Source organism: Bradyrhizobium japonicum USDA 6 (assembly GCF_000284375.1).
Lineage (GTDB): Bacteria > Pseudomonadota > Alphaproteobacteria > Rhizobiales > Xanthobacteraceae > Bradyrhizobium > Bradyrhizobium japonicum.
In genome coordinates, this window is sequence record NC_017249.1 from 7,754,981 (window position 1) to 7,774,763 (window position 19,783).

At 65.0% G+C, this 19,783-nt stretch carries 16 protein-coding genes; 6 read left to right on the plus strand and 10 right to left on the minus strand.

Features of this window, described 5'->3' with window-relative positions; translation table 11 throughout:
* The first annotated feature begins 238 nt into the window (after positions 1-238).
* Positions 239-1,552: a GGDEF domain-containing protein gene (locus BJ6T_RS36190; protein WP_028170065.1), complete on the plus strand. Its 1,314-nt coding sequence runs from the start codon at positions 239-241 to the stop codon at positions 1,550-1,552.
* A 17-nt stretch (positions 1,553-1,569) separates the two neighbouring features.
* Here the strand turns inward: BJ6T_RS36190 and BJ6T_RS48715 are convergent, their stop codons facing one another.
* Entirely contained in the window at positions 1,570-2,181 is a 612-nt protein-coding gene (locus BJ6T_RS48715) for a hypothetical protein (protein WP_225895024.1), read from the minus strand.
* Positions 2,182-2,215: 34 nt separating this feature from the next.
* Between BJ6T_RS48715 and BJ6T_RS36195 the strand changes: the two genes are divergently transcribed.
* Complete coding sequence (locus BJ6T_RS36195; protein ID WP_240537928.1) at positions 2,216-4,456, plus strand: autotransporter outer membrane beta-barrel domain-containing protein; 2,241 nt, start codon at positions 2,216-2,218, stop codon at positions 4,454-4,456.
* A 13-nt stretch (positions 4,457-4,469) separates the two neighbouring features.
* Here the strand turns inward: BJ6T_RS36195 and BJ6T_RS47675 are convergent, their stop codons facing one another.
* Positions 4,470-5,102 (minus strand): TetR/AcrR family transcriptional regulator, encoded by a 633-nt coding sequence (locus tag BJ6T_RS47675; RefSeq protein WP_028170064.1) that lies wholly within the window; start codon positions 5,100-5,102, stop codon positions 4,470-4,472.
* A gap of 51 nt (positions 5,103-5,153) precedes the next feature.
* Here BJ6T_RS47675 and BJ6T_RS49465 point away from each other — a divergent pair, with 51 nt between their 5' ends.
* The 3 genes from BJ6T_RS49465 (at position 5,154) to BJ6T_RS36215 (ending at position 9,871) form a co-directional block, all read left to right on the plus strand.
* Positions 5,154-5,420, plus strand: a complete 267-nt coding sequence (locus BJ6T_RS49465; RefSeq protein WP_028170063.1) for a hypothetical protein — start codon at positions 5,154-5,156, stop codon at positions 5,418-5,420.
* A 361-nt stretch (positions 5,421-5,781) separates the two neighbouring features.
* Positions 5,782-9,186: an acyl-[ACP]--phospholipid O-acyltransferase gene (locus tag BJ6T_RS36210; protein WP_014497557.1), complete on the plus strand. Its 3,405-nt coding sequence runs from the start codon at positions 5,782-5,784 to the stop codon at positions 9,184-9,186.
* Positions 9,179-9,871, plus strand: coding sequence for an esterase/lipase family protein (locus BJ6T_RS36215; RefSeq protein WP_014497558.1), 693 nt, complete (start codon positions 9,179-9,181; stop codon positions 9,869-9,871). The genes BJ6T_RS36210 and BJ6T_RS36215 overlap by 8 nt, the downstream gene beginning before the upstream one ends.
* On the opposite strand, the gene BJ6T_RS36220 is transcribed toward BJ6T_RS36215, so the two are convergent.
* The 4 genes from BJ6T_RS36220 to tcuA form a co-directional block, all read right to left on the minus strand.
* Positions 9,864-10,430: a disulfide bond formation protein B gene (locus BJ6T_RS36220; protein ID WP_014497559.1), complete on the minus strand. Its 567-nt coding sequence runs from the start codon at positions 10,428-10,430 to the stop codon at positions 9,864-9,866. The genes BJ6T_RS36215 and BJ6T_RS36220 overlap by 8 nt on opposite strands.
* A gap of 10 nt (positions 10,431-10,440) precedes the next feature.
* Positions 10,441-10,599 (minus strand): DUF5993 family protein, encoded by a 159-nt coding sequence (locus BJ6T_RS47685; RefSeq protein ID WP_014497560.1) that lies wholly within the window; start codon positions 10,597-10,599, stop codon positions 10,441-10,443.
* 70 nt (positions 10,600-10,669) lie between these two features.
* Entirely contained in the window at positions 10,670-11,776 is a 1,107-nt protein-coding gene (gene tcuB, locus BJ6T_RS36230; RefSeq protein ID WP_014497561.1) for a tricarballylate utilization 4Fe-4S protein TcuB, read from the minus strand.
* Entirely contained in the window at positions 11,763-13,154 is a 1,392-nt protein-coding gene (gene tcuA, locus BJ6T_RS36235; protein ID WP_014497562.1) for an FAD-dependent tricarballylate dehydrogenase TcuA, read from the minus strand. Before tcuA ends, tcuB begins: the two co-directional genes overlap by 14 nt.
* A 149-nt stretch (positions 13,155-13,303) precedes the next feature.
* Between tcuA and BJ6T_RS36240 the strand changes: the two genes are divergently transcribed.
* Entirely contained in the window at positions 13,304-13,987 is a 684-nt protein-coding gene (locus tag BJ6T_RS36240) for a GntR family transcriptional regulator (RefSeq protein WP_014497563.1), read from the plus strand.
* A 10-nt stretch (positions 13,988-13,997) separates the two neighbouring features.
* Here the strand turns inward: BJ6T_RS36240 and ybaK are convergent, their stop codons facing one another.
* The 4 genes from ybaK to BJ6T_RS36260 form a co-directional block, all read right to left on the minus strand.
* Entirely contained in the window at positions 13,998-14,471 is a 474-nt protein-coding gene (gene ybaK / locus BJ6T_RS36245) for a Cys-tRNA(Pro) deacylase (protein ID WP_014497564.1), read from the minus strand.
* A 235-nt stretch (positions 14,472-14,706) separates the two neighbouring features.
* The gene (gene fdhF / locus BJ6T_RS36250; RefSeq protein ID WP_014497565.1) at positions 14,707-17,475 is read right to left on the minus strand and encodes a formate dehydrogenase subunit alpha; all 2,769 of its coding nucleotides are present in this window, start codon (positions 17,473-17,475) and stop codon (positions 14,707-14,709) included.
* Positions 17,472-19,181, minus strand: coding sequence for an NADH-ubiquinone oxidoreductase-F iron-sulfur binding region domain-containing protein (locus tag BJ6T_RS36255; protein ID WP_014497566.1), 1,710 nt, complete (start codon positions 19,179-19,181; stop codon positions 17,472-17,474). The genes fdhF and BJ6T_RS36255 overlap by 4 nt, the downstream gene beginning before the upstream one ends.
* Positions 19,182-19,429: 248 nt before the next feature.
* The gene (locus BJ6T_RS36260; protein WP_014497567.1) at positions 19,430-19,702 is read right to left on the minus strand and encodes a hypothetical protein; all 273 of its coding nucleotides are present in this window, start codon (positions 19,700-19,702) and stop codon (positions 19,430-19,432) included.
* Positions 19,703-19,783: the final 81 nt, after the last annotated feature.

Sequence of the window (19,783 nt, forward strand, 5' to 3'; positions counted from 1 at the left end):
CAAACTCTCTCGATCAGGTAAACCGCGCAGGACGAATGCGAGGCATTGGTTCGCCACGACCGCATCGGTTCCGGTTCGTCGGCATTTACAACGATCTGCGGGCATCCGCTTCACGACGCTTTCACCCTGCAGTGCAGTCGCCGGCGTCTTTGGGGTCGAGTTAAGCAACTTTCCCCTCTACTTGGCGTTGCAGGCGCGACGCTCCGGTGGGGTCGTTGATCGATTTGGGGAATGCAGGGTGTTTCGCAGAACAGCGACGTCGGCGAAGGAACGCAGTTTCCTTCACGTCATCAAACTTGTCTCGCCATTCGTGATGGTCGTCGTGCTCCAGGCAACGATCGCGGGATTCAGCCTCGAGGTGATATCATCGGTACGCGCCTATGTCGCGGGCGAAGCGATGTGGTCGCGGTCACAGAAGAACGCCGTCTATTTCCTCAATCTCTATCTGCATTCAGGCGAACCGAGCCAGTTCGCCCACTACCAGGCGTCCCTTGCCGTTCCCATCGGCGATGAGTTCGCGCGGTGGGCACTCGAGCGCGATCCGGTCGACGTCGAGGCCGCCCGCGTCGGATTTCTGCAAGGCGGCAACCATCCCGATGACGTTCCGGGATTGATCTGGCTGTTCCGCTATTTCAGCCGCGTCAGCTTCCTCCAGGAAGCGATCCACGAGTGGGCGGCCACCGATCCCATGCTGCTGGAGCTCAGCGTGTTCGGCGAGGTCATCCGGTCCGAGCTGGCGCACGGACCCATTGAGGACCGCGACCGCCTGCGGCTGCTGTCGTCGCGGCTCTCGGAGCTCAACACGCAGTTCACGGCGCATGCAAAGCGGTTCTCGACCGTCCTCGGCGAAGGCTCCCGCGCCATCAAGGTAACGCTGACATGCATCAACATCGCGGTGGCCGCGACGCTGATCCTGCTCCTGATCTGGCACACGCGGCGCTTGATGCTGCAACGACAGGCGTTCGAGGATGCGTTGCATGCCGAGAAGGAGCGCTTGGCATGGCAGGCATCGCACGACTGGTTGACCGGCCTGTCCAACCGCCGCGCCTTCGAGGCGCGCCTGCAAAGCGTGCTGGACACCACCGCGGCGGGTTCGCTGGGCCTGATCCTGCTCGACCTCGACCAGTTCAAAAGTGTCAACGACACCTGCGGCCACCTCGCCGGCGACCGCCTGCTCTGCCAGGTCTCGCGCCTGCTGCAACAGGACCGTGGGCCGCATGATCTGGTGGCCCGGCTCGGCGGCGACGAATTCGGCCTGATCCTGCCGCAATGCTCGCTCTCGACCACGGTCGATATCGCCGAACGCCTGCGCAGATCGCTCGAGCTGTTCAGCTTCGCCTGGGACGATCGTTGCTTTGCAGTGACCGCCAGCATCGGCGTCGCCTGTTTCGCGGACGGCAACACCACGATCGAGGACGCCATGCGGCGCGCGGATGCCGCCTGCTACCGCGCCAAGGAAAAGGGGCGCAACCGGGTACAGGTCGACAACGGCAGACCGGACGTCGTCGTCGTCGCAGCCCGTCCGCGTGAGGCCGTCGCAGCGCGAGGCTGATAGGCGCCGGCGCTCTTTCAACCCGGCATCCGATTGCGGACATCGTCCAACGGCGTCGCGGCGGCGAAGCTGTGTGACGCCGCGGCCACATTGCCCCAAAAAACTGCGCCTTTCGCTTTCCGCCACATCGCCTTGCGCGCTGATCCACGATGGCCGGAACCTCCCCCGCTAAGCATGGCACCAGCCAACGTTGCGGCCCGAATCTCGCCCGGACCGTGCCGAAAGAGGAGTTTGCAGGTGCCTTGGAATGGTTTGTTGCCCCCGCCCCAGATCCGTCGCGCGAAGACGTGTCGGCGGCATGCGTTTCTCTTGAGCACCGCGATCGGCGCCGTTGCCGCAGGTAGCGCGCTGCCTTGGCTCATGACACCGGCAGAAGCGGCATGTGTGATCAGCGGAGCCGGCTCGCAGATAGCACTCCAGTCCGGCGATTCAATTACCTGCACCGGGTTGAGCAATACGCTGGTCAGAACGGCGTCGGGGGTCAGCGGGGTCACCGTCAACGTCGGCGACGGCAGCCCGACATCCCTGAACGACCCCGTCTTTGCCGGCATTGTCTTTGACGCGGCTTCGAACAGCGCGATCAAGATTTTCGGCAATGCGTCGGTCGCGCCAGCCAACAGCGACGGCATCGACGTGTTAGGCGGCAGCAACAATACAATCACGGTGGATGCTGGTGCTGCAGTCGGATCGCCGACCGTCGGGACGACGGCGCTTGGCCTCATCGGTTCGAACAACAACATCGTCGTGATCGGGGGTACGGTTGGAAGCGGCGCTGCCGGAACCGCCGGCATCGGCATCTTCGGCGGTTCGGCAGGCAATCAGCTGAACATCCTGTCGAGCGGCCTTGTCCAAGGCAACGGCCCCGCAGCCATCGATTTCAACGGCGCGGCGGACGGCAACACCATCAACAATGCCGGCACCATATCGAACGCTTCGGGCACTGCAATCCTCGGCTCGAACAGTCAGGACATCATCATCAATTCGGGCACGATCACCAGCAGTGGCGTCAGCATCGCAGTCGATCTCAAGAATGGGAACGACGTCTTCGAGCTGCGCGCGGGATCGAACATCACAGGCTGGGTCATGGGCGCCAACGGACTGGACACGTTGCGCCTGGGCGGGACCGCCAACGCGGCGTTCGACCTCAGCACATTCGGCGCGGCCGGCCAGTTCAAGGACTTCGAAGTGCTGGAAAAGACCGGTAGTTCGACCTGGACGCTGACGGGCATCACGATGGACGCGGCCACCATGGCCATCCAGGCCGGCACCCTCATCGTCAACGGCACGATGGCCAACATCGCGACGGTCGTGACCGGCGGCACGCTCAGTGGCAGCGGCATGATCGGATCGCTCACAGTGGTGTCGGGCGGCACGGTCGCGCCCGGCAATCTCGGTCAACTCGTCGTCAACACCAATGCGGCCTTCCAGTCAGGGTCGACATACGCGATCTCGGTCAACGCGGCCGGACAATCAGACAAGATTGCCGCCATGAGCGCGACGCTGACCGGCGGCACCGTCGCCATCACCACGCTTGCGGGCGCCTACAATCCCTCGACGCAATATACCATCCTGAGCACGACGACTGGCGTCACCGGCAACTTCTCGGGCGTGACTGTCAGCGGATACAATCCGCAGCTCTTCGCTTCCTCCCTCAGCTATGACGGGTTCAGCGTCTTCCTGACGCTCAACTACAACAACGCCGCATTCCTCTCCCTCGCCCAAACGCAGAACCAGAAGGCCGTGGCCGGCGCCTTGAGCGCGTTCGGCCCCAACCTGCCTTTCCTCTCCTCCTTCGCAGGCCAGAGCGACGCACAGCTCCGTTACAATCTGGACCAGCTTTCGGGTGAAGCCGCGACCGGCGCCCAGCACGGCGCCTTCCAGTTCACAAGCCAGTTCCTCGGCTTGATGCTCGATCCGTTCGTGGGTGGACGCGGCGGTGGCATCGTCGACGCGGGTCGCACGGCATTCGGCTTCAGCCCCGAACGCGCCGCGCTCCCGGACGATATCGCCCTCGCCTACAACAAGATGCTGGGGACGCCGGCCACGAAAGCGCCGGCCTTTGCGGAGCGCTGGACGGCCTGGGGCACCGCGTTCGGCGGTACCAACCGCACCAGCGGCGACCCCGTCGTGATCGGCAGTCACGACCTCGGCGCGCGCACCGGCGGCGTCGCGGCCGGCGCCGATTATCATTTCAGCCGCGATGCGCTGGTCGGCTTCGCGCTGTCGGGCGGCGGCACCAAATGGGACCTCGCGCAGGCGATCGGCGGCGGCAAGAGCGATGCAATCCAGGCCGGCGTCTACACCGCCGTGCGTGCGGGGCCGGCCTATTTAGCCGCCTCTCTCGCCGTGGCCAATCATTGGATGTCGACAGACCGGCTCGCACCGTTCGGCAACCAGCTCACCGCCAAATTCGACGCGCAAACCGTCGGAGGCCGCATCGAGGGCGGCTATCGCTTCGCCACGCCGATTGGCGGCTTCACGCCATACGTGGCGGCGCAGGCGCAGGCTTTTCGCACACCGACCTATACCGAGGCCGATCTGGCCGGCAGCGGCTTTGGCCTGACCTATCGGGGACGCACGGCCTCCGACACACGGAGCGAGCTCGGCGCGCGCTTCGATCGCGCGACGCTGGTCACGCCGAATTCGGTCCTCACGTTGCGTGGCCGCGCGGCCTGGGCCCATGATTGGGTGAGCGATCCGACGCTCGTCGCCGCATTCCAGGTGCTGCCCGGCGCGAGCTTCATCGTCAATGGCGCGACGCCGGCCAAGAACACCGCGCTCGCATCTGCCGGTGCCGAGCTGAAGTTCTCGAACGGCGTTGCCCTGTCGGCGAAGTTCGACGGCGAGTTCGCGGCGCGCAGCACCACTTATTCCGGCACCGCGAGCCTGCGATACGCGTGGTAGCCGCTTGATCTCCTCAAGGCGACCGCGCGCCGACCGGCACGATCCCGAGGCCGGCGAGATGCGTATCGACGAATTGCTCGACCTGCTGGCGCAGCATCTGCGGCGGCACCGCCACCATGCGCTCCTCGAGGCCGAGCGAGATGATTCCGTGCACCGCGGAAAACAGCGTGCGCGACAGCAGCGCGATCCTCACGTCGTCCGCATCCGGTAGCAGCCGCACCAGGGGTGGATGCATCAGCGCGAAAGCGTCCATCACCATCTGAAGGATGTCGTCGGGATAAGGACGGTCGTCCTCCATCCGATGCTCGAACAGCGAGCGCAACAGGTTTGCGTGCTCGGCGAAGAATTCGAGATAAGTCGCGGCCAGCCCGTAGAGCTGGCGAACGGGATCGTCCGCTGGGACCTCGCCGAGCCGCACCGTGAGCGCCTGAACCGTCTCCCGATTGACCGTCAGGATCACCCCGTCGAAGTCGCCGAACTCGTTATAGACGCTGCCCACCGAGCAATTGGCGGCCTCCGCAACGTCACGAACCTTCAATGATCTCAGCCCCTTAGCTGCAATAATGCCGCGGGCGATCTCCAGGATCAGGAGCCTCCGCCGATTTTTTTTCTGGTCGCGTGGCGATTCTTCTTGAACATTGTTCATTTTCAGGCTACTCATGTGAACATTGTTCAAATTAACCCGGAGATCTGCAAAATGCAAACCCTCGCTGTTGATATCGCCTCCACCTTCGTCGACGACGCTGCGGCTCTCGTGGCCGGCCTTGGCCGGGCCGTCCTCAAGTTTGCGATGCGACCGATCGATCGCATCGCAAATGCCTGCGACATTGCCGGCGTGCTCACCGAGCGCCGCGCGACCTTTCGGATGTGGCGGGCGAGCCGCGCCCGTAGCCGTCACGCGGGCCGCCGGTTCAGCCTGCTCGGCCGCCTCTCGCCCTTTCGCCACCTCGCTCATCTCACCTGAGGCGAGCGCACCCGGAACGTTCCGGTCGGCTCGAATGCAAGACCCGGTTGCAAGGAAGGACTTACCATGTCCCGACATTCGCAGCCGATGTCGCGGCCTTTGGCGATGCGGTTCAACATTTCCTCATCGCTCCGCGCGCTATCCGGAAAAGCGCGGCCGATCCGTCCGAACCACGGCTGCGACCAGATATTTGCGAACCTAACGAGACCATTTGGAGACCAACAGGATCGGAAGGGTCGAGGGGACAGAGCAGGCCGGCGACCGTCGTCATCCAGCCATCGTTCGTTCCGTAAGCTTCCGGTCGTGACGCCTCACCGACAACGCAACAATCTCGGGCTGCCTTCCCAAAACAGGACTTGTCATGATCAGGGAATTGATGTCGTCACGCCGCTTCGCGCCGCTGTTCTGGGCGCAATTTTTCTCGGCGCTCAATGACAACGTGCTCAAGAACGCACTCGTCATCATCCTGCTCTACAGTGCCGCGACCGGTCACGGCGACGCGCTGGTGACGGTCGCAGGCGCCGTCTTCATCTTCCCCTATTTCATCCTGTCGGGGCTCGGCGGCCAGCTCGCCGACAAGTACGTCAAATCCGTCGTCGCGCGGCGGCTCAAATTCGTCGAGATCTTCGCCGCAGGCTTTGCCGCCGCCGGCTTCTTCCTGCACTCGGTGCCGCTGCTGTTCACGGCGCTCGCGCTGTTCGGCACCATCGCCGCCCTGTTCGGCCCGGTGAAATACGCCATGCTGCCGGACCAGCTCGAACTCGGTGAGCTCGCAACCGGCAACGCGCTGGTCGAAGGCGCGACGTTCATGGCCATCCTGCTCGGCACCGTCGCCGGCGGCCAGTTCGTGGCCGGCTCCGCACATATGGGCTGGGTTGCATCGGCCGTGGTCGTGCTGGCCTTGCTGTCCTGGGCCTTCGCCTCCCGCATTCCGCAGACCACGCCGTCGGCCCCCGACTTGCCCGTCAACGCCAATCCCTGGACCTCGACGCTCGGCCTGTTGAAGACACTCTACGCGGACAAGCGGCTGTGGGACGGCACCGTGATCGTCTCGTGGTTCTGGCTGGTCGGCGCCATCGTGCTGTCGCTGCTGCCGGCGCTGGTCAAGGAGGTCGTCGGTGGCACCGAAGGCGTGGTGACGCTGTGTCTTGCGACCTTCGCGATCGGCATCGCCATCGGCTCGCTGTTCGCGGCCAGCCTGAGCCACGTCCGCCCGAACCTCGCGCTGGTGCCGATCGGCGCCATCATCATGGGGTTTGCCGGCCTCGATCTCGCCTGGGCGATCGGAGTGACCGCCAAGGGGCAGGACATCGCCGCGGTCGACTTCGCAACCTCGTTCGCCGGCCTGCGCATGCTGATCGACTTCGTCGCCTTCGCATTCGGCGGTGGCCTGTTCGTCGTTCCGTCCTTTGCTGCCGTGCAGGCCTGGTCGGCACCGTCCGAGCGCGCCCGCATCATCGCCGCCGGCAACGTGCTGCAGGCGGCCTTCATGGTGGTCGGCTCGCTGTTTGTCGCGCTGTTGCAGGCGGGCGGATTGCACGTCGGCTGGATCTTCTTCGGCCTTGGCGTCGCCAGCTTCGGCGCGGTGTGGTTCGTGCTCACCAAGTGGGGCAAGGAAGGCGTGCGCGACTTCGGCGGGCTGCTGTTCCGCGCGCTGTTCCGCACCGAGATTCGTGGGCTCGAAAACCTGCCGCCTCCGGGCACGCGCATGCTGATCGCGCCCAACCATGTCAGCCTGATCGATGGCCCGCTGCTGCACGCCGTGCTGCCGATCGATGCGAGCTTCGCGGTCGATACCGGCATCTCCAAGGCCTGGTGGGCCAAGCCGTTCCTGCGCGTCGTCAAGCACTACACCATGGACCCGACCAAGCCGTTGGCTGCGCGCGACCTGATCAAGCTCGTCGCCGCCGGCGAACCGGTCGTGATCTTCCCGGAAGGACGCATCACCGTCTCCGGCTCGCTGATGAAGGTCTATGACGGCACCGCGATGATCGCGGACAAGGCCGATGCGGTGGTCGTGCCTGTCCGTATCGAGGGCGCGCAGCGCTCGCATCTCAGCTATCTCAACTCGAGCCAGATCAAGCGCTCTTGGTTTCCGCGGGTGACGGTCACGATCCTGCCGCCGGTCAAGCTTCCGGTCGATCCGGCGCTGAAGGGCAAGGCACGCCGCAATGCCGCCGGCGCCGCGCTCCAGGACGTGATGATCGACGCCATGGTGAAGAACGCCATGCTTGACCACACGCTGTTCGAAGCGCTCGGACATGCCTATCGTGACCGCGACACCGGCAAGGTCATCATCGAGGACGCGCTCGGCACCAAGCTGACCTATCGCAAGCTGATCCTCGGCGCGCAGGTCTTGAGCCGCAAGCTCGAGACCGGTACGGTGGCCGGCGAAAACGTCGGCGTGCTGTTGCCGAATTCCGCGGGCGTCGCCGTCGTCTTCATGGCGCTGCAAAGCATCGGCCGGGTGCCGGCCATGCTCAATTTCTCGGCCGGCCCGGTCAACGTCCTCGCCGCCATGAAGGCCGCGCAGGTCAAGACCGTGCTGACGTCGAAGGCCTTTATCGAGAAGGGCAAGCTCGACAAGCTGATGGCAGCGATCTCCGCGGAAGCCCGCGTCGTCTATCTCGAGGATGTCCGCGCCACGATCGGTACGGCCGACAAGATCAAGGGGCTGCTCGCGGGCACTGCGCCGCGCGTCGCCCGCGAGGCCAACGATCCGGCTGTCGTGCTGTTCACCTCGGGCTCGGAAGGCACGCCCAAGGGCGTCGTGCTGTCCCATCGCAATATCCTTGCGAATGCGGCGCAGGCGCTGGCCCGGGTCGATGCCAACGCCAACGACAAGGTGTTCAACGTGCTGCCGGTGTTCCACTCCTTCGGGCTGACCGGCGGAATGATGATGCCGCTGCTCGCGGGCATTCCGATCTACATGTATCCCTCGCCGCTGCACTACCGCATCGTGCCGGAGCTGATCTACCAGACCGGAGCCACCATCCTGTTCGGCACCGACACGTTCCTCACCGGCTATGCCCGCTCAGCGCATGCCTACGATTTCCGTACGCTGCGCCTGGTGATCGCCGGCGCGGAGGCGGTCAAGGACCGCACGCGGCAGGTGTTCATGGAGCGCTACGGCATCCGCATCCTGGAAGGCTACGGCGTCACCGAGACCGCGCCGGTGCTGGCGATGAACACGCCGATGGCCAACCGTCCCGGCACCGTCGGCCGCCTCTCACCGCTGATGGAAAGCCGCCTCGATCCGGTCCCCGGCATCGAGGAAGGCGGACGCCTGTCGGTACGCGGGCCGAACGTGATGCTCGGATACTTGCGGGCCGAAAATCCCGGCGTGCTCGAACCGCTCGCCGAGGGCTGGCACGACACCGGCGACATCGTGGCGATCGACCCGGCCGGCTTCATCACCATCAAGGGCCGCGCCAAGCGCTTCGCCAAGATCGCGGGCGAAATGGTCTCGCTGTCTGCGGTCGAGAGCATCGCGACGGCGCTGTGGCCGCAGGCGGCCTCGGTTGCCGTGTCGATCCCCGACCAGCGCAAGGGCGAGCGCATCGTGCTGCTGACGACGGAGAAGACCGCCGAGCGCAGCGCGATGCAGGGCCAGGCCAAGGCAATCGGCGCGTCCGAGCTCACCGTGCCCGCGGCGATCATGGTGGTCGACAAGGTGCCGCTGCTCGGCACCGGCAAGACCGACTATGTCACGGCAACGACGATGGCCCGCGAACAGGCCTCCTCGCCGGAGCGAGAGGTTGCGTGAGATCCAGCCCACGTGCGTCGCACCGCCTGATGCGCGGTGCGACGGCGTGGTTCTGCTTCACGGCATCGGCGTCGGTGCCTGGACGCTGAAGAAGCTGGATCGAGCGTTGCAGCGTCACGGCTTCGCCACGCTCAATCTCGACTACCCCAGCCGCAAGAAGCCGCTCGAGGCGCTTGCGGAAGACATCCACGCGCCGGTCGCCGCGTTTGCAGAGCAATGCGACGGCGCAATCCACTTCGTCGCCCATTCCATGGGCGGGTTGCTCGCCCGGATCTACATCGCGAGATATCGTCCGGTGCGGCTGGGCCGTGTCGTGATGCTGGGCACACCCAACGCCGGCAGCGAAGTCGCCGATCTCCTGAAGGACCTCTCGCTCTATCGCGCTGTGTTCGGTCCGGCCGGCTCGCAGCTTTCGACAGCCCAGCCCCCTGTGCTCGCCGCCCTGCCGCCGCCCGATTATGCGATCGGCGTCATCGCGGGATGCCGCACCATCGCGCCAATCGCCTCGGCCTTTGTCCTGCCGCGGCCCAATGACGGACGGGTTTCAGTCGAAAGCGCGAAATTGGCCGACATGACCGACCACATCGTCGTCAAGGCATCGCACACCGGACTTCCACGAAATGCCGTCGCGATCGAGCAGACGATCGCGTTCCTGCACGACGGCCGCTTCAATCCAATCACTTGAGCAGGAGATAGCGAACCGGGTTATCGTCGCACTGACCCGCGCCGCACTCGAGCACGGTGGACAGCAGATTTGCGGCGACCAGCAACGCGAAGATCGCGAAGACTGTATTCGATGTCGCACCGTTCAAAGGCGCGTCCCCTTCTCGCTTTCCGCTCAGATCCGTCAGGACGAAGACAAGTGCGACATAGCACACGATCCCGATCGCCGCGATCAGCGCCCAGGTGTAGAAATGCAGCCCAAACAGCGCCGAGCCGTATCCGGGATCGCCGGGCGCAAGATGCAGAGATACCTGCCGCATCGAGACGAAGCCGGTGACGAGGCTGGAAACGAGAATCATCGCATAGTGCGATGGACGCTCACCGAGGCGCAGGTTGAACAAAAACCCCATGCCGATCGCGATGAACCCGGCCCTTTGCAACAGGCAAAGCGGACAGGGCAGCTCGCCGAGCGCAAGCTGATAGGTGAACGCGACCGTCAGGATCAACGAGATCCCGAGCAGCCCAAGCATGTTCAGGATCGCACCGACCGGCCGTTGCTCGCTCATCTCTGCAGTGCTCATCTCGACACCGTCAGAACGAGAATTTCAGCGGATCGGTCGCATGGTGGAAGAACCATGCGACGGTGACGACGATTGTTGCGCTCCAGAGCGCATAGCTCAGTCCCGCGCGCGAACGCCAGACACTCGCGCAGCCCGCGAGCGCCAGCAAGAATGGCAGAAACATATACATGAGCGCGGGCTCCCCAAGCGATTCGCGTTGTGCGCGAGCCAGGAAGACATACGTCAGCCCCGCACGCCCCTCAAGAGCCGGCCTCGCTGCGCCGCTCCTGCGCATAACGCACCAGCGCCACGAAGCGATAGATGCCGTGCACGAACTTGCCATAGGGCATGGTGATGAACAGCGCGAACACTGCGCCAAGATGCAGGGCCAGCAGCGGCCCCATGGCGGCGGTCTCGCGCAGGACCAGCAGCGCCATGCCGGTGAAGCCGGTCAGGAACAGCATGGCGATGAAGCCGACGTCCATGCCGTAGCGCTGCTCGTCGAGCAGTTCCGGTGCACGCCGCGTTTTCGCAACGAGCAGGCCGATCGGACCGACGATGAGACCGATGCCGCCGAGTGTCCCCAGCACCACGGGCAGATCCCACCATGGATACGGCGCCTCGCGGCCCCAGAGGTAGTGATAGAGCGTCGCCACCGACGTTGCGGCGAAGCACAGCAGAAAACCGTAGAACGTCAGGTGATGGAAAAGCTTGCGCCGGTCGGTCGGCTTGTCGTCCTCGTTGTAGCAGCCGACGCCGCCGCCGTGGAGATAGCGCAGCTCGCCGGCATCGCGGATCGCCTGGAAGATCGAGCCGCCGTCGGCGCGGCCGCCGATCGGCGTACCGATATCGCGCCAGAAGGCACGCACGCTCATGACCAGCGCGAGGATCGCGTAGAGGAATGCGGCACTGAACAATGCGGCCATCGCATTGTGCGGCATCAGCTTGTAGAACGCGCCTGGGCCGGTGTGCACGCCGAACAGCACGCTGTGGTCGTTGAGGGCGGCAAAGCCGAGGATAAAGGCAGCCATGCTGAGCGCGGCGATGACGCTGATGACGAGCCCGTTGCGGGCGAAGGCGCCGGACAGCGCCCCTGGCCAGGCATAGGCCGCATAGGACTCGGCGCGCGCAACCGCAAGCGTCTTCGGAACGTTGACGTTGAACTCGTGCGGCGGCGAGAACTGGCAGTCGACGTAGCAGGCGCCGCAGGAATGGCAGAGGTTTGCGAGATAGTTGAGATCTCCATCGGAGAAGGCGCGCCGCATCTCCATGGCGGGGAATACCGCGCAAAGACCCTCGCAGTAGCGGCAGGAATTGCAGACCGTCATCAGACGGTCGGCTTCGTCCAGAATTCTAGTTCCGTGCATGTTTCGCCGCTTCCCGTCCTGCGATCCGCCCGAATACGCTGCCGATGGTCATGCCCATACCGGCCGCGTAGCCCTTGCCGAGCACGTTGCCGGCCATGATCTCGCCGGCCGCGAACATGTTGGCGGACGGCTTGCCATCGGCCATCAGCATCCGCGCCTCCTTGTTCACGCGCGTGCCGAGATAGGTGAAGGTGATGCCGGGCCGCACCGGATAGGCGAGATAAGGCGGCGTCTCGATTTTGCGCGCCCAATGCGTCTTCGGCGGCGTGATGCCTTCAGTCACGCAGTCGTCCAGGATGGTGTGGTCGAACGTGCCGGGCCGCACGGCCGCGTTGAACTCGGTGATGGTCTTCTCCAGCGCAGCCGGATCTAGCTCGAGCTTGCCGGCCAGCTCGGCGACCGTCTGCCCGGCGATCGGTGGGAACAGCGTCGGCATGAAGCTGGTGACGACGGTCGAATCGAAGATGATGTAGGCGATCTGGTCGGGTTGCGCCGCGACCAGCCGCCCCCAGATCGCGTAGCGCTTCGGCCAGATGTCCTCGCCCTCGTCGTAGAATCGCTGGGCGTGCTTGTTGACGACGATGCCGAACACGACGGAGTCGTGGCGTGTGATGATGCCGCCGTCGAACTTCGGCGCGCGGGCGTCGATCGCGACCGCATGGCACTGGGTGGGATCGCCGACCTCCTGCACGCCCTTGTCGAGCAGCATCTTCAGGATCGAGCCGCGGTTATAGGGCGTGCCGCGGATCAGGAAATTGTCGGCGGCCTCGCCCCAATATTGCTTCAGCCATTCGATGTTGGCCTCGAACCCGCCGGCAGCGGCGACCAGCGACGTCGCGCGGATCTCGCTCTCGCCCTTGATCGGCCGCTTGAGGCGCGCGGCGAGGAACATGCCGTCCTCGATCACGAGATCGGTGACCTCGGCGTCGTACTCGACATCGACGCCGAGCCGCTCGGCGGTCAGGTAGAGCGCGTTCAACATCGCGCGGCCGCCGCCGAGAAAGAACGAGTTGGTGCGGCCAAGGCTCAGCGTGCCGCCGAGCGAGGGCTGCCAGCGCACGCCCTGCTCCACGATCCAGTTCAGGATGTCCTTGGACTCCCGGATCATGTGCCGCGCGAGCACCTCGTCGGTCTGCCCGCCGGTGACGCGCAGCAGATCCTCCCAGAACTCCTCCTCGGTGTAGGGGCCGGTGAGGATTTCGGTGGCGGCGTCATGGGCGCAGCGCATGTTGCGGGTGTGGCGGGTGTTGCCGCCGCGATAGAATTTTGGCGCGCCCTCCAGCACGAGCACCGAAGCACCGCCGCGGCGCGCCGAGATCGCTGCGCACAGTGCGGCATTGCCGCCGCCGATCACCAGCACGTCGTATTTTCTGCTCATCCCGTCTGCCCGATGCGACGAAGTTAGAGACATTCTGCCGCCGAGGACCCCGATCGACCCAGGCAACCATTGCGTACCTTTGTATACAAAGATATACATCGGCGCTGCAAGTGGCATCTCTGCATGGGCAGGATGCGCCGTGAGGAAACATGGCCAAGCGCGCGGCAAAGACAGGCGGATCGATCGCACGCGGCGGCGGCGTGGCACTGGGCGAAGCCGTGTTCCGCTCGCTGTGCGAGGCGCTTCAGGCCGGCAGTTACCGCGCCGGCGACCGGCTGCGCGAGGAAGAGGTCGCGCAGCGGCTCAAGGTCAGCCGCACGCCGGTCCGTGAGGCGCTTGGCCGTCTCGCGGCCCGCGGTTTCGTCGAACCCGCCGGCGGGCGCGGGCTGATCGTGCGCGATCTCGACATTTCCGAGGTGCTCGAGCTCTACGCCATGCGCGAGATCATGGAAGGTGCTGCAGCGCGCCTGGCCGCCGAGCACGCCTCCACTCCCGAGGTCGACGCACTCCGAGACATCGAGCAGGCCTTTGTCGAGGCATCCGCGTCAGACGCTGCCGAGATGGCGCGGCTCAACCGCGCCTTCCACGAAGCCATCTGCCGCGCCGCGCGCAACCGCTATCTCGACAACGCCTCGCGCGAATTGCAGGACTGGATCGCGCTGCTGGGCCCGACCACATTCACGGTGACGGGCCGTCCCTCGACCAGCCACGGCGAGCACCAGGCCATCATCGAGGCCATCGCCGCGCGCGATGGCGACAAGGCCGAGCAGCTTGCGCGGGCGCATATCCGCGAGGCACTGCGCTGCCGGCTCAAGCTGCTGCAGAAGCAGTAGGGCGCGGCGCTCACGCGACCACATCCGCGACGACCGCCTTCAGGACATCGCGCACGTCGCCCGGCTTCAGCCGAACCTGCAAGCCGCGCTGGCCGCCATTGAGATAGACCTGATCATGCGCGAGCGCGCTCTGCTCGATCACGGTGCGCACCGGTTTGCGCTGGCCGAACGGGCTGATGCCACCGACCTTGTAGCCGGTGACGCGTTCGGCCTCGGGCGGCTTCATCATCTGCGCCGACTTGCCGCTCGCGGCAGCGGCGAGCTTCTTCATGGAGACTTCCTGGTCGGACGGGACGACGACGCAGATCGGCTTGCCGTCCACCAGCGCCATCAGCGTCTTCAGCACGCGCGCCGGATCTTCACCGAGAGCCGACGCCGCCTGGAGCCCGATGCTCTCGGCGTCAGGATCGTAGTCGTAGGTGTGCACGGTGAAGGCAACACCGGCGGCCGTGAGCGCGCGCGTGGTGGGAGTGACTTTGGACATGCACGATGTCTACCACCGTCATTGCGAGGCGCGAAGCGGTGTGGGGCAAGCCGGCACCACACAATCACTGTCACCGCCCGGCTTGACCGGGCGATCCAGTACTCCGAGACAGTTGTGATTGAACCGATAGGCCGCGGCATACTGGATGCCCCGCCCCCGTGCGCAATTGCGCACCAGGCGGGGCATAACGGCGCGTTGTGTGGCAAAGCCCTGTGGCAGCAACCACGAGGCCTTCCTACTCCGCCGCGTCCCGCATCTCCGCGCGCTCGGCCCTGGCCGCGCAGAACTTGAATTCCGGGATCTTGCCGAAGGGATCAAGCGCCGGGTTTGTCAACAGGTTGGCCGCCGCCTCCGCGTAGCAGAACGGCATGAACACCATGTTCTCGGGCACGTCGCGATCTGAGCGGACCTTGACCTCGACCGCACCGCGGCGGGTCTCCAGCCGGATGAAATCGCCGGGCGCGAGCTTCTTCCGGTGCATGTCCTTCGGCGACATGAACGCGACCGCCTCCGGCTCGATCTGGTCGAGCACCTGCGCGCGTCGGGTCATCGAGCCGGTGTGCCAATGCTCGAGCACGCGGCCGGTTGAGAGCACCATCGGATATTCGGCGTCGGGCAGCTCATCCGGCGGGATGATATGGGCCGGCACGATCTTGCCGCGGCCGCTCGCGGTCGGGAAGCCCGTGGTGAAGATGATCTCGTTGCCGGGCTTGTTCGGATCGTCGGCCGGATAGGTCACGGCACCTTCCCGCACCAGCCGCTCCCAGCTGATGTTCTTGAGCGACGGCATCAACTCCGCCATCTCGGTGTAGACGTCGCCGGGGCCGGAATAATTCCAGGGCAGGCCCATCCGCTTGCCGATCTCCTGGATGATCCAGAGATCCTGCCGCGCATCGCCCGGCGGCTTGATCACCTGGCGCGCGAGCTGCACGCGGCGATCGGTGTTGGTGAAGGAACCTTCCTTCTCCGCAAAGGCCGAAGCCGGCAGGATGACGTCGGCGTGGAACGCGGTTTCGGTGACGAAGAGATCCTGCACGACGAGATGATCGAGCATGGCCAACGCCTGGCGCGCATGCTGGAGATCGGGATCGGACATCGCGGGATTCTCGCCCTCGATATACATGCCCGTGATCTCGCCGGCATGGATCGCGTTCATGATCTCGACCACGGTCAGACCGCGGACCGGATCGAGATCCTGGTGCCACAGTTTTTCGAAATTGCCGCGCAGATCGTCGCGGCTGACCGGCTGATAGTCCGGCAGGAACATCGGGATCAGGCCGGCGTCGGAGGCGCCCTGCACGTTGTTCTGGCCGCGCAGCGGATGCAGACCGGTGCCGGGACGGCCGACCTGGCCGGTGATCAGCGCCAGCGCGATCAGGCAGCGCGCATTGTCGGTACCGTGGACGTGCTGGCTGATGCCCATGCCCCAGAAGATGATCGACGACTTTGCCCGCGCATAGGTGCGCGCAACCTCGCGCAGCGTTTGCGCCGGGATGCCGCAGATCGCCTCCATCTTCTCCGGCGTGAATTCCTTGATCTTCTCCTTGAGGTCCTCAAATCCCTCGGTGTAGCCGGCGATATACTGGTCGTCGGTCAGGCCTTCGGTGATGATCGTGTTGATCATCGCGTTCAGCATGGCGACGTCGGAGCCCGGCTTGAATTGCAGATGCTTGGTCGCGTGGCGCGACAGCGACTGCCGGCGCGGATCCATCACGAACAGCTTGGCGCCATTCTGCTTGACCGCGTTCTTGATGAAGGTCGCGGCGACCGGATGGTTTACGGTTGGATTGGCGCCGATCACGATGATGACTTCGGCATCCATCGCAGCCGAGAACGGCGCCGACACCGCGCCCGAGCTCAGGCCTTCGAACAGCGCCGCCACCGACGAGGCGTGGCAGAGCCGCGTGCAGTGGTCGACATTGTTGGAGCCGAAACCGGTGCGCACCAGTTTCTGGAACAGATAGGCCTCTTCATTCGAGCCCTTGGCCGAGCCGAAGCCGGCCAGCGCCTTCACGCCCTTCTCATCGCGGATCTTGACGAGGCCCTTGGCTGCGATGTCGAGCGCTTCTTCCCAGCTCGCTTCACGGAAATGCGTGAAGGGATTGGCCGGGTCGACCTGGTCGTTGGAATCCTTCTTCGCATTCGGCAGCCGCACCAGCGGCTTGGTCAGACGATGCGGATGGTGGATGTAGTCGAAGCCGAAGCGACCCTTGACGCAGAGACGATTGTGATTGGCCGGGCCGTCGCGCCCCTCGGCGTAGATCACCTTCTCGTCCTTGACCTCGTAGGTCACCTGGCAGCCGACGCCGCAGAACGGGCAGAGCGAATCCACCTTCTTGTCGGCATAGACGACACGGGTCTGCTTCTCGTCGAGCATGACGGCCGGCATCAGCGCGCCGGTCGGGCAGGCCTGCACGCACTCGCCGCAGGCGACGCAGGTGGACTCGCCCATGGGATCGTCGAAGTCGAACACGATCTTCGAACCATGGCTGCGATACGCCATGCCGATGACGTCGTTGACCTGGACCTCGCGGCAGGCGCGCACGCAGAGGCCGCACTGGATGCAGGCGTCGAGATTGACGCGCATCGCCGGATGGCTGGCGTCGGTCGCCCAGCGCTCGGCGGCGGGGAAGCGGCTTTCGGTGACGCCTGTGGTCTCGGCCCAATGCCAGAACTTCGAATCCGGATCGTGCGAGGTCTCGCGCGCCGGCTGGTCGGCGACGAGCAGCTCCATCACCATCTTCTGCGCGGACACCGCACGCGCGGATTCGGTCTTCACCTTCATGCCGACCGACGGGGTGCGCTTGCAGGACGCGGCGAGCACGCGCTCGCCCTCGATCTCGACCATGCAGGCGCGGCAATTGCCGTCGGGGCGGTAGTCCGGCGCCGGCGAATAGCACAGATGCGGAATCTCGCGGCCCTGGCGTTTTGCAACTTGCCAGATCGTCTCGCCGGGTTTGGCTTCGACCTGCTTGCCGTCGAGCTCGAACGTAATCTTGGTCATTCGGCCGCTTCCTTGAACTCGTCAGGGAAATATTTGATCACGGTGGACAACGGATTCGATGCCGCCTGTCCGAGCCCGCAGATCGATGCATCGCGCATCGCCTTGCTCAATTCTTCCAGAAGTGCGCGGTTCCAGACCGGCTTCTGCATCAGCTGCGCCGCCTTCTGGGTTCCGACACGGCACGGCGTGCACTGGCCGCAGCTCTCGTCCTCGAAGAACTTCATGAGGTTCAGCGCGGCCGCGCGCACGCTGTCCTTTTGCGACAGGATCACGATCGCGGCTGAGCCGATGAAGCAGCCGTATTTCTCCAGCGTGCCGAAATCGAGCGGGATGTCGTCCATGGACGCCGGCAGGATGCCGCCCGACGCGCCGCCCGGCAGGTACGCGTAGAACTGGTGCCCGTCGGCCATGCCGCCGCAATATTCGTCGATCAATTCGCGCACGGTGATGCCGGCGGGTGCCAGCTTCATGCCGGGGTTCTTGACGCGGCCCGAGACCGAGAAGCTGCGCAGGCCGTGACGCTCATGGCGGCCGTTGCCCTTCCACCAGTCCGCGCCCTTCTCGACGATGTCGCGCACCCACCACAGCGTCTCGATGTTGTTGATCAGGGTCGGCAGGCCGAACAGGCCGACCTGGAACGGATAAGGCGGCTTGTGCCGGGGCAGACCGCGCTTGCCCTCGATGCTTTCGAGCAGCGAGGATTCCTCGCCGCAGATATAGGCGCCGGCGCCGCGGCGCATGTGCAGCGTCGGACCGCCCGGCGGAAGCTTTGCGATCTCGCGCTCGAGGATCTCGCGCGAAGCCGGATATTCGTCGCGCAGATAGATGTAGACGTCGGAGGCCTGCACGACATGCGCGCCGAGCAGCATGCCTTCGATGAAGCGATGCGGATCGCTTTCGAGATAGACGCGGTCCTTGAACGTGCCGGGCTCGCCCTCGTCGCCATTGATCGCCATCAGCCGCGGGCCGGGTTCGCCCAGCACTGCGCGCCATTTCCGTCCTGTGGGGAAGCCGGCGCCGCCGAGACCGCGCAGCGAGGCGTCATCGAGCGCTTTCAGCAGATCGTCCTTCGGCAATTCGCCCGAGCGCACGCGATTGAGCAGCTTGTAGCCGCCGCCGGCGATGTAGGCGTCGTAGTCAACGTACTTCGGCAGATGCGCGTGGGTATCGCCGGCCTTCGCGGCCGCCATCACATTGGCGACGGTCGCGTGATCGACGAAGTTGTGACCGACCTCAGCCGCCGGCGCGGTATCGCAGCGGCCGACGCAGGGCGCGCGGACGACGCGGATGCCGGGACCCGATGTGCTCTGTAGATCCGCGAGCAGCTTCTCGCCGCCGAGCATCGCGCAGGTCAGTGAATCGCAGACGCGAATCGTCAGCGGCGCGACATCAGGCTCGCCTTCCTTCACCACGTCGAAATGCGCGTAGAAGGTCGCGGTCTCGAACACCTCGGCGAAGGCGAGCTTCATCTCGTCGGCAAGCGCGGCGAGATGCGCGGCCGATATCTGGTGATATTTGTCCTGGATCAGGTGCAGATATTCGATCAGCAGATCGCGCCGCCGCGGCTTGTCGCCGAGCAGTTGCTCGATCTCGTGCGCGGCGGTGGGATTGACCTGCCGCCCCTTGGGCGTGGCCTTGGCGCGTCGGCGCCCCTCGCCCGGATGCTCGAATTCCCTGACCTTGTGAACGTCGTCGTTGCTGCTCATGGAAACGTCGCGTTCTCCTCAAAAGCGCGATGAACTCAGGTGGAACCGCCATCGCGATCCGCCCTTATTTCCAGGCCTGACGATTGGGAACCGCGTCGCCGCGTCCCGCGGATCAAGCCTCATTCGAGGCAACTCTAGCCTCTGGTATACCAGACGCCAAGCAAATTTAGAACGTCTCTATAATCATTTAGGAGGCGGGCAGCTGCCCCGCCACGCCTCCTTACGCAAACTCAGCCGGACCCCCGACCTCACGTCTTGTTCATGCACTCTTCGATGTAGAACCAGCGATCGTCGCCGGCGAGGCCCTTGGACTTCACGTCGGCGCGGCAGGCCTTGAGCTTCGGCTTGTTGGCCGCCCACTTGGCCTTCATGTCCTTCAGCTTCTGCATGGTGAGCTTGATCTTGCCCGGCTTGGCTTCGGTCGTTGCGGCAGAGGCCGCCGGCGGCGTCGTCTGCGCGGATGCGGCATGAAGGCCGGCGACAAGCAACACAGCCACAAGGCAAATTCGGGTGCGAACCATTTCAATCCCCCTAAGTCCCACTCTTGATGATGTCTAAAAGGCGAACGCCGCGGGACGCCGATGATCAGCATCCCGCGGCAG